This is a genomic window from Mesorhizobium sp. B4-1-4, from assembly GCF_006439395.2.
GTDB lineage: Bacteria > Pseudomonadota > Alphaproteobacteria > Rhizobiales > Rhizobiaceae > Mesorhizobium.
Genome location: NZ_CP083950.1, coordinates 3,147,712 through 3,160,139, shown reverse-complemented (window position 1 = coordinate 3,160,139; position 12,428 = coordinate 3,147,712). Strand labels below are relative to the sequence as shown.

Below are 12,428 nucleotides of genomic sequence, written 5' to 3'. Positions count from 1 at the left end.
ATTGGCGCGCCAGCAGCAACCGAAACATGAATCGGAATGCGTAAAATGCCGAACTGTCAGTAAACCTTTTGGTGTGGTTACCGCCGCGTTCAGGAATCTGGTAAAGCCACGGTAAAGCAGCGCAAAAGCGCGTTAAGGAATGGATTTCAGCCATGCAACAAGAAAACACCGGCCTGCTCGCCGGTCCCGACGGTGTCGCGCGCTGCTTCTGGCATGGCAATCTGCCCGACTATCTGCACTATCACGATCATGAATGGGGCCGGCCGGTGGCCGATGACCGCAGGCTGTTCGAAAAGATCTGTCTCGAGGGCTTCCAGTCGGGCCTGTCGTGGCTGACCATCCTGCGCAAGCGCGAGAATTTTCGCGAGGCCTTCGCCGGCTTCGACTTCGACAAGGTCGCTGCCTTCACCGACAAGGATGTCGAGCGCCTGCTCGGCAATGCCGGCATCATCCGCCATCGCGGCAAGATCGTCTCGACCATCAACAACGCCAAGCGCGCTCGCGAAATGGCCGACGAATTCGGCTCGCTGGCCGCCTGGTTCTGGAAGTTCGAACCCGGCAAGGAGGAGCGGCCCGAGATCGTCGACCTCGCCCATCTGCGCGCCAACCCGACCACGGCGGTCTCGGTACGGATTTCGAAGGAACTGAAGAAGCGCGGCTGGAGCTTCGTCGGCCCGACCACGGTCTACGCCTTCATGCAGGCCATGGGCCTCGTCAACGACCATCTCGAAGGCTGCGTCTGCCGCAAGGAGGTCGAGAAGGAACGGAAGGCTTTCAAGCGGCCGAAATAGCGGCGGCGCCTACGCCCCGGCGCCGGCCTGTCAGGCGCCGATGGTTCTGGACATGTAAAGCCCGGCGAAAATGGCCGCCACGATGGCAAGGGCAGGGTAGATCACCAGCAGTCCTGTCACTAGCGCATCGCGCATGGTGGGCCCGGCGACTTCACCGGATGTCGGCTCGAATGGGCCCGCCGCATGGCTTGTCATCTTGTGAATATGGGTGTTGGCAGGGCGTAGATGCGCACATACGTCGCCAGCCTTGCCGCACCAATCAGCATCGGTTAGGACACGCGCATTGCGAAAATCGCAACATTGTTGACCTGCAAACATCACGAAACACCGGGCAAACATCTCATGGCCGACAAATCGGAAAAGACGAAAGCGCGGCTGCCGCGCGGGTTTGCCGACCGCAGCGCCGAGGACATCCGCGCCGTAGAGAAGATGATGGCGACGATCCGCTCGGTCTATGAGCTTTATGGTTTCGAACCCGCCGACCAGCCGCTGATCGAATATACGGATGCGCTGGGAAAATTCCTGCCCGACCAGGACCGGCCGAACGAAGGCGTGTTCTCCTTCCAGGACGATGACGATCAGTGGCTGTCTCTGCGCTACGACCTGACCGCGCCGACCGCGCGTTTCGTCGCCGAGAATTTCGAGCGCCTGCCCAAACCCTACCGCAGCTACCGCTCCGGCTGGGTGTTCCGCAACGAGAAGCCCGGCCCCGGCCGCTTCCGCCAGTTCATGCAGTTCGACGCCGACACGATCGGCACGCCGGGCGTCGCCGCCGACGCCGAAATGGCGATGATGATGGCCGACGTGATGGAAGCGCTCGGCATCAAGCGCGGCGACTACGTCATCCGCGTCAACAACCGCAAGGTACTCGACGGCGTGCTGGAGGCGATCGGGCTTGGTGGCGACGAGAATACGGGACGCCGGTTGACGGTGCTGCGCGCCATCGACAAGCTGGACAAGTTGGGGCCGGAAGGCGTGCGGCTCCTGCTTGGCCCGGGGCGCTGGGATGGCGGCAAGGAAGGCGAAGGCGACTTCGCCAAGGGCGCTGGGTTGAACGACGCACAGGCCGAAGCCGTTCTTCTTGCGACAGCAAAGGGCCAGGCTCGCCAGGATTCCAATGTCGGCGCGAACACGACCTACCAGGAGGGCGTTGGCGAACTCGCGACGATTGAAGCCCTGGTCAGGGCCGCGGGATATGGCGAGGACCGTATCGCCATGGACCGCTCGATTGTGCGTGGCCTCGAATATTACACCGGCCCCGTCTTCGAGGCCGAACTGCTGGCGGAAATCCCCAATGAGGACGGCCAGATCGTGCGCTTCGGTTCGGTCGGCGGCGGCGGGCGCTATGACGGTCTGGTCTCGCGCTTCCGTGGCGAGCCGGTGCCGGCGACCGGCTTCTCCATCGGCGTTTCGCGGCTGATGACGGCGCTGAAGAACCTCGGCAAGCTCGACAGCACCGATGTGATCGCGCCGGTGGTCGTGCTGGTCATGGACAAGGACACGGAAAGCCTCGGCCGCTATCAGAAAATGGTGGCCGAGCTGCGCGCCGCCGGCATCCGCTCCGAAATGTATCTCGGCGGCGCTGGCATGAAGGCGCAGCTCAAATATGCCGACCGGCGCGGCTGCCCGGTCGCAATCATCCAGGGCGGCGACGAGCGCGCCAAGGGTGAATTGCAGATCAAGGACCTGATCGAAGGCGCGCGCATGTCGGCCGAGATTACCGATAATGCCGAATGGCGCGCGGCGCGGCCGGCGCAGGTGACTGTGGCGGAGGGTGAGTTGGTTGCGGAGGTGAAGAAGATTTTGGCGGCGCAGGCATCCGATCGCGCCAAGGATGGCGCTTGAACACCCCCCTCTGGCCTGCCGGCCATCTCCCCCGCAAGGGGGGAGATCGGCAGCTTGAGACTCGGCGTCGCTTGTTCATCGCTGGGAATTGGCGAAAGCCCGCGCGACATCCAATCTTCCCTCTTGCGGGGGAGATGGCCGGCAGGCCAGAGGGGGGTGCCTCGCGCCCAACCTTTCCATGACCTCCCGCTACCCCGCCATTTCAACCGACATCACCAACCTCTTCGCCGCTCGTGACACCCATGCGGTCGAGGTCGCCGTCCTCCAACCGGCGGACCCCTTCCTCGACATGGCCGGCGAGGATTTGCGCCGCCGCATCTTCCTCACCGAAAGCGAGACCGGCCAGACATTGTGCCTGCGGCCGGAATTCACCATTCCTGTCTGCCTTGACCATATCCGCTCGCAGGCCGGCACGCCGCGCCGCTATTCCTATCTGGGCGAAGTGTTTCGCCAGCGCCGCGAAGGCGGCAACGAGTTCTTCCAGGCCGGCATCGAGGATCTCGGCGACCGCGACACGGCGCAAGCCGACGCCCGCTCGGTGGCCGACGCGCACGCACTGCTCTCACTGGTCCTGCCCGGACAGTCGCTAGCGGTCACGCTCGGCGACCAAGGCATTTTCGAGGCGGTGCTCGCCGCCCTCGGGCTGCCGCGCGGCTGGCGCATGCGGCTGGCCCGTGCCTTCGGCTCGGCGCCGATGTTGCAGGCAGCCCTTGCCGATCTCGCCAACCCGCCACGCAACGGCCAGCTTTCCGGTCCGGTCGCCGCACTTGTCCTCGACGGTGATCTCGAGGGCCTCTCGGCGCACATTGCCGGTGGCATGGAGGAGGCCGGCCTATCGGCCTCGGCCGGACGCGCGCCATCGGACATCGCGCGGCGGCTGATCGAGAAAGCCGAATTGCGCAGTGTGCGGCTCTCGAACGAGGCCTTCGCGGCGCTGAAGAGCTTTCTGGCGATCGACGTGCCGCTCGATGGCGCGGCGCGAGCGCTGGAGACCTTCGCCGACGGCGCCGGGCTTTCGCTGGGCGCCGCGCTTGAAAAGTTTGCTGCCCGCGCCAGGGCGATCGAGGCGCATGGCTTGCCTGCGGGAAAAATCCGCTACGACGCCGCCTTCGGCCGTCCGCTGGACTACTACACCGGTGTGGTCTTCGAGATCGCGGCGCACGACGGCGAGCGTCCCCTGGCCGGTGGCGGCCGCTACGACCGGTTGCTGACGCTGCTTGGCGCCAGGACCGCGATACCCGGTGTCGGCTTTTCCGTCTGGCTCGACCGCATCGAAGCGTTGCGGGAGACGGCACGATGATCACACTGGCGATCCCGTCGAAGGGCCGGCTGAAAGAGCAGGCGCTGGAGGTGCTGGCCAAGGCCGGCCTCGCCGTCAGCCTGCCCGGTGACGAGCGCAAATATCACGCCCGCGTCGAGGGCCTGGACAATGTCGAGGTCGCCTTTCTGTCGGCTTCCGAGATAGCCGGCGAGATCGGCCAGGGCGCGGTCGATCTCGGCATCACCGGCGAGGACCTGGTGCGGGAAAATCTCGGCGATTGGGAGGTCCGCGCCGAGATCGTGGCCCGCCTCGGCTTCGGCCATGCCGATGTCGTGGTGGCGGTGCCCGAAATCTGGCTCGATGTCGACACCATGGCCGATCTCGACGACGTCGCCGCCGATTTCCGCCAGCGCCATGGCCGACGCCTGAGGATCGCCACCAAATACTGGCGGCTGACGCAGCAGTTCTTCTCGCAGAAACACGGGATCCAGGTCTATCGCATCGTCGAGAGCCTCGGCGCCACCGAAGGCGCGCCGGCCGCCGGGCTTGCCGATGTCATCGTCGACATCACCACCACAGGCTCGACGCTGCGTGCCAACCATCTCAAGGTGTTGAGCGACGGCGTCGTCCTCAAATCGCAGGCCTGTCTGGTGGCATCGAAGAAGGCCCGCGCCGCCAGCGATGAAGCCATCCTGCGCGACATCGTCACGAAAATGAGCGCTCTCCCTCCCCCTTGAGGCTAGCGTGCGCACACATTTGATTTGGCGGTGGTCAGTATGGGTTTGCAAGGACGAAGCCCTCAACAATGGCGTGGAAGCGTTTGAGGCCGTTGCTGAAGGTGACCGGGCCCGGCGGGCGCTCCTTTGGATAGCCGTTCCAGCCGCCGAGCCGGGCAATGCACCAGGCCGCCCAAGCGAGCGTGTGTGGCGGATGCGGGTTCTTCTGCGTTTGGGTCTTGCCTTCCAGCCTGGCGACCAGCGCGTCCAGAACGGCGATCTCGGCGGGATTGAAGAGGCGTGTGGCCCTGAGGGTCTGGCCGGCCGCGTCGCGCCCGTGCACGAGTTGCATAACCCTGGTGGCCACGATCAGCGCGGTTGCAGCCAGACGTTCGAGTGCATCGCCATCGGCGATGAGGCTTTCCTCCAGATCGATGGCCTGCGACTTCAAGGTCCGGAACAACTGCTCGATGGTCCAGCGCGACCGGTAGAGATCGACGATGGCGATGGCATCGGCGAGTGTCTTGACGGTGTGGGTTGTCAACAGCCGCCAGATCACCGCGTCCTTGGGCGAAGGCGGATCGATCTCGCGCACTTCCACGATATTGAGCCTGACCGCGCGCGGATCGCGGCGGTCGGCCCCAAGGCGCGGCTGGCGCAAGGTGACCTCGGCGAAGCGAACGGCCAGGTGCACCTTGCGTCCCGGCCGGCCGGGACGCGCCTGCAGATCGAAGGCGATGCGGCCGGCTTCCGGCGTCTTGGCTATCTCGCCGAACAAGCGGCCGCCCTCTTCCCCCAGCGCCCGATCGCGCACAGCGCGCATGAGCACATGCGTGCGCTCGTCAGGCAGCCTTGCCAGCACCTCGTAGATGTCGGCCTCGCGGTCGCCGATCACGGTGAGGAGCGGCGTGTCGGTCAGCGCCTGGCGGGCCGCCGTGGCGGTGGCGATCCATTTGTAGCTTTCCTTGGCTTCGATCGGCAGGGCCTGGTAGTCGTCCGCCTTCTGCCCCCGGCGCCGCCAGATCGTGGCCGCCGCAAGGCCCAGCACCGACCCGTCGCCGGCATCCACGGCCAGAGCCGGGTGTACGAACAGCCCGATATCCTTGCCGTTGCCGACACATCCGAGGCCGCGCTTGCGCGAGGCCTTGGCCTGATAGTTGATCTCGCTGCTGTCCTCGATGATCAGCACATGACGGCCGGCCGCCGCCTTGGCCGTTTGCGCCGCCGCCGTGCGCACGATCTCCTGCACCGTCACGTTGGGATTGCCAAACAGCCGCGTGAACGCAACCTGTTCCGCGCGTGTATCGGCCAGCCGACGCATGCCCGCGCTGATGCGCATGCACATGCGCTCCAGCACCATGCTCCCCTTTTTTGCAAGCGCAGGTCGCCGAAGTATCCAAGCAGCGGTGCCATCGTCGAAATCTCCCGAATCAACAATGGCAGCTACAGAATCACACACGATTCCAACCCTTCAAGCCCCATCTGCCGCCCGGCCAATACGTCCCTTGACACCCCTCCGAAGCAGATGTGTGCGCACGCTAGCCCCCCTTGAGGGGAGGGTGGACAGCCGCCGAAGGCGGATGGACGGGTGGGGTCCTTGCGGCAGTGCTCGACGTGAGACGACCCCGCTGCGCTCGGCACCCTCCCCTCAAGGGCAGGGAATAACCCAGTTTCCACCGTCCCGGCAGGCTGATAGGCTTGGTCCGAGCTGGAGGACACAGCGATGCCGGTCAATCTCGACGAACTGAAGAACGCCACCAATCTGCGCGGACGCGGTGCGCGCGCCGGCAGCGTCTTCATCGAACCCATTGACGGCAGGGCGCATGTCTCGGGCGAGCGCAAGGTGCCGCTGCTCGACAAGACGATCCCTGAGCTTTTCTCCGACACGGTCAGCAAATACGGCACGCTCGATGCCGCCGTCTTCGTCGGCCAGGACAAGCGCTTCACCTGGAGCGAACTGTCGGACACGGTGGATGCGCTGGCCGCCGGCTTCCTGGCGCTGGGCCTGGAAAAGGGCGATCGTGTCGGTATCTGGTCGCCCAACCGTTGGGAATGGCTGGTGACGCAATTCGCCACCGCCCGCATCGGCCTGATCCTGGTCAACATCAACCCGGCCTACCGGTTGATCGAGCTGGAATATGCGCTCAACAAGGTCGGCTGCAAGGCGCTCGTCACCGCCGCCAGCTTCAAGACGTCGGACTATCTCGGCATGATCGAGACGCTGGCGCCGGAGATCGCCACGGCGGCACCGGGTCAGCTGAAGGCCGAGAAATTGCCGGCGCTCAGGATCATCATCCGCATGGGCGAGGACAATTCGCCAGGCATGTTCAATTTCGGCGACGTACTGGCCATGGCCGGCCGCGATGAGCACGACAGCCTCGACCGTCTCTCCGAGGGGCTGAAGCCGAACGAGGCGATCAACATCCAGTTCACCTCAGGCACGACGGGCGCACCCAAGGGCGCGACACTCACCCATTCGAACATCGTCAACAATGGCAACTTCGTCACCTCGGCGATCAAGCTCACCGTTGACGACCGGCTCTGCATCCCGGTGCCGCTCTATCATTGCTTCGGCATGTCGATGGGCACGATGGGCTGCGTCTCCAAGGGCGCGACCATGGTTTTCCCGAGCGAGGGCTTCGATCCCGGCCTGACGCTGAATGCCGTTTCGCAGGAGCGCTGCACCGGCCTCTATGGCGTGCCGACCATGTTCGTCGGCATGCTCGACCACGCGGATTTCGACACATTCGATCTTACCAGCCTGCGCACCGGCATCATGGCCGGTTCGCCATGTCCGATCGAGGTGATGAAGAAGGTGGTGTCGCTGATGCATATGTCGGAGGTGACCATCGCCTACGGCATGACTGAGACCAGTCCGGTGTCCTTCCAGAGCGGCGTCGACGATCCGCTGGAAAAGCGCGTCTCCACCGTCGGGCGCGTCCACCCCCATGTCGAGGTCAAGGCGGTCGATGCCGACGGCGCCACCGTTGCGGTCGGGGCACCGGGTGAACTGTGCACGCGCGGCTATTCGGTGATGAAGGGCTATTGGGACGACGAGGCAAAGACCCGCGAGGCGATCGATAGCGATGGCTGGATGCATACCGGCGACCTCGCCACGATAGACGCCGAGGGCTATTGCAACATCGTCGGCCGGGTCAAGGACATGGTCATACGCGGCGGCGAGAACGTCTATCCGCGCGAGGTCGAGGAGTTCCTCTACCGGCATCCCAAGGTCCGGGAGGTGCAGGTGTTCGGCATTCCCGACGCCAAATATGGCGAGGAGCTGTGCGCCTGGATCGTGTTGAAACCAGGCCAGATCGCCACCGAGCAGGAGATCAAGGCCTTCTGCGCCGGCCAGATCGCCCACTATAAGGTGCCGCGCCACATCCGCTTCCGCACCGAATTGCCGATGACGGTGACCGGCAAGCCGCAAAAATTCCTGATGCGTCAGGCGATGGTGGAAGAACTGGGGCTGGTGACGCAGAAGACGGCTTGAGTGCCAATCTTCAGATGATGCCTACACCTAGTCCGAAAATCTCACGTTCACTCCGCGCTGCCGAAAATAAGCCTGCATCAACTTGCGGCCCGAGCGGTTGTTCTGCGCCAACCTGGTCGGATCGAACACTGCCTGCTTTATCCCCTCTCGTGTCAGCGCTGCCTTGAGCGTCGCGATATGTGCGTCTATGTCGGCATTGTCCGCTCGCAGTGAGGCATAGATACTTTCGGTCGCCTCGGCCACGGTCAATTCGCTCATGGGTGTCGTCCTTTGATTGGTTGGGCCGCTGCCTAGCACAGATCCGCGGCTTAGCCGATACCGATGAGGCCATCAGTCCACAGCGTCCCGGTGGTCAGCGGCAATCCATCGATGAGGCACAAAGCCGCCCCACCGTTGTCGCCTCGAAGTTGGTCGTGTCCAATCCGAAGGCCGCCTCCCTACCGCCGTCCGCCCTTCATCTCCGACGGCCGTGGCGCTGTCCCCGGCTCCTGCACAAGCGGCCCGAGCAGCACTTCACCGAACAGCGGCTGGTAGCTCCTGCGCACCGCCGGGTCCTCCTTGAAGGACAGCGCGTACTGGCCGATCTGGTGGAAATATGTGATGCGGGCCCTGACCAGGCTTTCGTCCGGGGGATAACCCATGGCGCGGAACGAGCGGATCAGCAGCTCGATGCGCAGGTTGTCCATGTCTTTGACTTCCTGCGTCAGTTTCTTCGACGTTCGCGACCAGTCGCGCACCGCCAGATCCAGCAATGGGCTGAACGGTGCTTCATCCACCCAGACATGCACGATGTCGGTGAAGAACTGCAGGCCATCGATATCGTGCGTGTCGCGCATCGCCCAGAAGGGCGCGCAATTGATGTTGCGCCATTCCTGCAGCAGCCCGTCGCGGAGGTCGGCTAGACTGGCAAAGTGGAAGTAGAAGGAGCCGCGCGTCACCTTGAACTGTTGGGCGAGACGGTCGATCTTGACCTCTGCGATGCCGCGCTTCTCCAGCACCTTTCGCGCCGCAGCGATCCACGCCTCGCGGCTGAGCGTCTGCCTTGCCGCCTTAGGGCGCGGGGCGGCCTTGGAAGGTTTCTTGCCTCTGGCCGGGGCGCTGTCCGCTTTCATATGGTCAAGACCTTCATCGCCATGCGCGACGCCTCCAACCCGTTCGCCGGCTTCGATGCGCTCCGCGATTCTCCAGGAGTCCATCTATCGCGGAAGGCCAGGGCAATTCCAGGAAAAGTGTGTAACGGTTTTCCGTCCGGAACTGCACAGAAATAACGCTCTTAGCTCAGGGTAATGCGCTGATCCGCTCCAGCATAAGTTCGAAGAACGGCGCCGGATCGATGCGCCGCAGGACGTTGCAGTTTTTGCGCCGGCCGGTCACGTGCCACCAATCGACCACGGTCATGCCGATCGTCTCCGGCGAGACGATGTCGACGGTCACCGCGCACTGGCGCTGCTCATAGATCTGTGGCGCCAGCAGATAGCCGGTGACACAGGCATCGTGGATGGGGCGCGCCGGCGTCTCGAATTTGTGCGTGCCATACTGGCTGTAGAAGTCCGCGAGGTTCGCGGCCTCGATCGCGGCGCGACTGCCGGTTGCGCGCAGGCGCTCCAGCCACTCGGGCGTCATAAGCGCGGTGTATGTGCAGTCTATGCCCGCCATGGTCACGGGCACGCCGCTATCGAACACCTTGTGCGCGGCATGCGGGTCGACGAAGATGTTGAACTCGGCGGCAGGCGTGGCGTTGCCGCCCTGGAAGAAGCCGCCGCCCATCAGCACGATTTCGCGCAGGCGCGGCACGATTCTCGGCTCCATGGTCATGGCCATGGCAAGGTTGGTCATCGGCCCGAGCGTGCAGACGGTCAGCTCGCCCTCCGGCGCATCCATGATCGTGCGCACCATGTAATTGACGGCGTGTTCGCTCTTGAGCGGCGTCACCGGTTCGGGCAGGTCGGCACCGTCGAGGCCGGTTTCGCCATGCACATATTCGGCCGTGATCAGCTTGCGCACCATCGGCGCCGCGCATCCGGCATAGACCGGCACATCCGGTCGCCCGGCAAGCTCGACCACCTTCAGCGCGTTCTTCGACGTCAGGGCAAGCGGCACGTTGCCGCCGACCGTGGTGATGCCGACCACCTCGAGCTCGGACGGGGATCCCAGCGCGAAGAGGATCGCGAACGCGTCGTCCTGGCCCGGATCGGTGTCGATGATGATCTTACGTGGTGCCATGATGCCGCGTCCTTCCTTTTGCGATCGAAAGCCTATTGATGAGGCCGCTCGGATGTGTAGAAATACAGTACTGTATCTTATGTTCAAGACAGGGTGTTCGAAAATGGATGCACAAGAGCGCGGCGATTTTTCCGAAATTCCAATCCTCGACGTCTCCGCGCTCTATGGCGACGACGAGGGCGCGATCCGGGCCACGGCGGCGACGCTGCGCCGCTATCTCGAGACGATCGGCTTCCTCTATGTCACGGGTCATCCGATTCCGCGCGCCGATGTCGAAGCCGTCCGCGAAGCCAGCAAGCGCTTCTTTGCCTTGCCTGAAGAGGAAAAGGCGAAGCTGAAGATCGACAAGAATTTCCGCGGCTACCTGCCCTTTGCCGGCTCGACCATCGTGACCTCGTCGGTGGCGACCGTCAGCAAGCCCAACCAGAGCGAATCGATCTTCTTCATGCACGAGGTCGGCGCCGAAGACCCCAGGGCCCTGGCCGAAAAGCCGCTGCAAGGCCCCAACCAGTGGCCGGACGAGGCTGCCGTTGCGGGCTTCAGGCAGACGATCGAGCGCTATGTCGACGAGATGGACACGCTGGCGCGCAAGATGGTCCGCGCCATCGCGCTCTCGCTCGGATTGCCCTCCGACAGCCTCGACCGCTATTTCGAGCAGCCGACGACCTTCCTGCGGCTGCTGCATTATCCGACGCAGCCGCAGGAAGAGGGGCTCTTCGGTTCGGCGCCGCACACCGATTATGGTTTCATCACCTTGCTGGCGCAGGACGATGTCGGCGGCCTCGAGGTCAAGAACAAGGCCGGCGACTGGGTGCCTGCACCGCCGGTCCCGGATTCCTTCGTCATGAATGTCGGCGACATCCTGGCGCGCTGGTCGAACGACCAGTTCGTCTCGACGCCGCACCGCGTCATCAACCGCTCGGGACGCGAGCGTTATTCGCAGCCCTTCTTCTTCGATCCGTCCATGGACGAGACGATCGAGGCGCTGCCGGTCTGCGTGCCGGCCGGCACGCAGCCGAAATACGAGCCGGTGCTCTACGGTGACTACCTGATGGAGCGCATCGACAAGAATTACCATTACCGCAAGAAGAAGGCGGCGGAAGCGGCCAACGCGTAAGCGAATGCCGAGCCCGGGCCGGTTCCGAACGGAGACCGGCCCGGACTTTGCGTGGTTTTGCCTGATGAAGACTGCAAACAAGCAAAAGAAGGGGGAACAGCAATGAATGCATATCTGCGAATGACCGGCCTTGCGCTGGCGATCTCCGTGACAGCCTGGGGTGGGATTTCCAAGGCCGCCGACGTGCCGAAATCGGCCGACGTCAAGCAGAGCGGAACGCTTGCCGTCGCCAACACGCTGGACTTCGCGCCGTTCGAATATCTCGATGCCGACGGCAAGCAGACCGGCATCATCATCGAACTGGCCGGCGAGGTGGCCAAGCTCGTCGACGCCAAGCTCGACGTGCAGCGCACGCCGTTTCCTTCCATGATACCCGGGCTTGCCGCCGGCCGCTTCAAGATCGCCTGGGAGACGTTCTCGGCCACGCCCGAGCGGTTGAAGCAGGTCGATTTCGTCATGTTCCTGAAGGCTGGGCTGGCCGTCTCGACGTCGCCCGACAAGAAGGCGAGCTTCAGCGGCGACACCCCGCTCTGCGGCAAGCGCATCGGCGTCTCGGCCGGCAGCGCCTCGGATTTCCTGGTCGACAAGCTTGGCAAGGAGTGCACCGACAAGGGTCAGGCAGCCATCGAGAAGTCTGTCTTCAACTCCTCGACCGATATCGTCCAGGCCGTACTGTCCGATCGCGTCGACGCCCGTATGGACGATGCGACCGCGTCGAGCTATTTCGAGGTGACGAGCAAGGGGCAACTGGTGGTGCTGCCGACGCTTTACGAGGTTGCGCCCCTCGGCATGGCGATCGCCAAGGGCGACAAGGAGACCGCCGACATGATGGTGGCAGCACTTGCCGAACTGTTCAAGAATGGCACCTACAAGGCTATCCTCGAGAAGTACGGCATGGGCGCCTACGCCATCAAGGAACCTTACTTCGTCGGGTCCATGGACGCGCTCCGCGCCGAATGAAAATTACCCGGCGCCTGAT

General features: G+C 63.9%; 12 protein-coding genes. 7 read left to right on the top strand and 5 right to left on the bottom strand.

Annotated elements, in window-relative coordinates:
- Positions 1–152: 152 nt before the first annotated feature.
- A complete protein-coding gene (locus FJW03_RS15180; protein ID WP_140766228.1) occupies positions 153–791 on the top strand; it encodes a DNA-3-methyladenine glycosylase I in 639 nt (212 codons plus the stop codon).
- A 30-nt stretch (positions 792–821) separates the two neighbouring features.
- Here FJW03_RS15180 and FJW03_RS15175 read toward each other — a convergent pair whose 3' ends face one another.
- Positions 822–1,109 carry a hypothetical protein gene (locus tag FJW03_RS15175; protein WP_140766227.1) on the bottom strand — a complete coding sequence of 96 codons (288 nt, stop codon included), beginning with the start codon at positions 1,107–1,109 and terminating at the stop codon, positions 822–824.
- A 24-nt stretch (positions 1,110–1,133) separates the two neighbouring features.
- Here FJW03_RS15175 and hisS point away from each other — a divergent pair, with 24 nt between their 5' ends.
- The 3 genes from hisS (at position 1,134) to hisG (ending at position 4,634) form a co-directional block, all read left to right on the top strand.
- Complete coding sequence (gene hisS / locus FJW03_RS15170) at positions 1,134–2,636, top strand: histidine--tRNA ligase (RefSeq protein WP_140766226.1); 1,503 nt, start codon at positions 1,134–1,136, stop codon at positions 2,634–2,636.
- A 178-nt stretch (positions 2,637–2,814) separates the two neighbouring features.
- Entirely contained in the window at positions 2,815–3,936 is a 1,122-nt protein-coding gene (locus FJW03_RS15165; protein WP_140767515.1) for an ATP phosphoribosyltransferase regulatory subunit, read from the top strand.
- Positions 3,933–4,634: an ATP phosphoribosyltransferase gene (gene hisG, locus FJW03_RS15160; RefSeq protein WP_140767516.1), complete on the top strand. Its 702-nt coding sequence runs from the start codon at positions 3,933–3,935 to the stop codon at positions 4,632–4,634. Before FJW03_RS15165 ends, hisG begins: the two co-directional genes overlap by 4 nt.
- 34 nt (positions 4,635–4,668) lie before the next feature.
- On the opposite strand, the gene FJW03_RS15155 is transcribed toward hisG, so the two are convergent.
- Positions 4,669–5,952 (bottom strand): IS4 family transposase, encoded by a 1,284-nt coding sequence (locus tag FJW03_RS15155; protein WP_181168954.1) that lies wholly within the window; start codon positions 5,950–5,952, stop codon positions 4,669–4,671.
- Positions 5,953–6,336: 384 nt separating this feature from the next.
- Here FJW03_RS15155 and FJW03_RS15150 point away from each other — a divergent pair, with 384 nt between their 5' ends.
- On the top strand, positions 6,337–8,109 hold the full coding sequence (locus FJW03_RS15150; protein WP_140761838.1) for an AMP-binding protein: 1,773 nt from the start codon (positions 6,337–6,339) through the stop codon (positions 8,107–8,109).
- A gap of 27 nt (positions 8,110–8,136) precedes the next feature.
- Here FJW03_RS15150 and FJW03_RS15145 read toward each other — a convergent pair whose 3' ends face one another.
- The 3 genes from FJW03_RS15145 to FJW03_RS15135 form a co-directional block, all read right to left on the bottom strand.
- A complete protein-coding gene (locus tag FJW03_RS15145; protein ID WP_140761835.1) occupies positions 8,137–8,367 on the bottom strand; it encodes a hypothetical protein in 231 nt (76 codons plus the stop codon).
- A gap of 179 nt (positions 8,368–8,546) precedes the next feature.
- Positions 8,547–9,221 carry a TetR/AcrR family transcriptional regulator gene (locus FJW03_RS15140; protein WP_140761880.1) on the bottom strand — a complete coding sequence of 225 codons (675 nt, stop codon included), beginning with the start codon at positions 9,219–9,221 and terminating at the stop codon, positions 8,547–8,549.
- A gap of 166 nt (positions 9,222–9,387) precedes the next feature.
- Positions 9,388–10,332 carry a nucleoside hydrolase gene (locus tag FJW03_RS15135; RefSeq protein WP_140761832.1) on the bottom strand — a complete coding sequence of 315 codons (945 nt, stop codon included), beginning with the start codon at positions 10,330–10,332 and terminating at the stop codon, positions 9,388–9,390.
- A 103-nt stretch (positions 10,333–10,435) separates the two neighbouring features.
- On the opposite strand from FJW03_RS15135, the gene FJW03_RS15130 reads away from it, so the two are divergent.
- Positions 10,436–11,449, top strand: coding sequence for an isopenicillin N synthase family dioxygenase (locus FJW03_RS15130; RefSeq protein ID WP_140761829.1), 1,014 nt, complete (start codon positions 10,436–10,438; stop codon positions 11,447–11,449).
- A 102-nt stretch (positions 11,450–11,551) separates the two neighbouring features.
- Positions 11,552–12,409: an ABC transporter substrate-binding protein gene (locus FJW03_RS15125; RefSeq protein ID WP_140699486.1), complete on the top strand. Its 858-nt coding sequence runs from the start codon at positions 11,552–11,554 to the stop codon at positions 12,407–12,409.
- Positions 12,410–12,428 lie beyond the last annotated feature (19 nt).